Raw genomic sequence first — 418 nt, 5'->3', positions numbered from 1 at the left:
ATCTCTGCGAGCAGTTACGCTCGCCTAGACTGATTGTTGCGTAAGTCCTAATTATATTACAGCGTACAGTGGCTAGCTGGGTTTATCGCCTTGGTGACGATATGGGGCTGGATTCCCCTTGATAATTGGTGGGTGCGCTGTGTTGAGTTTCCACGCATTCAGATAATGGTGCTTGGTGTCATTGCTTGGATGGGTATGTTGGTCTTTTGGTCCGAGTGGCAGCTAGGTCAGTGGCTATTATTTATGGTATTAAGTATGGCCTTAGCATTTCAGCTGCGAATGATATTACCCTATACCAGATTATGGAAAAAGGAAGTCCAACAAGCAAAAGAGACGCCAGTAGGAGAGGCGCATCAGTTAAAAATGAACCGCCCCGACTATATCGGAGAGTGGATTGCTTGAGTCAGGCAGCTTTGTC

At 46.7% G+C, this 418-nt stretch carries 1 protein-coding gene; it reads left to right on the top strand.

The window, feature by feature from the left end; translation table 11 throughout:
* Positions 1-90: 90 nt before the first annotated feature.
* Positions 91-402: a hypothetical protein gene (locus EI164_RS16755; RefSeq protein ID WP_192521081.1), complete on the top strand. Its 312-nt coding sequence runs from the start codon at positions 91-93 to the stop codon at positions 400-402.
* The last annotated feature ends 16 nt before the right edge of the window (positions 403-418 follow it).

Origin of the sequence: Psychrobacter sp. FME13, assembly GCF_014861395.1 — a bacterium.
Taxonomy (GTDB): Bacteria; Pseudomonadota; Gammaproteobacteria; order Pseudomonadales; family Moraxellaceae; genus Psychrobacter.
This window is presented reverse-complemented; position numbering and strand designations above follow the sequence as displayed.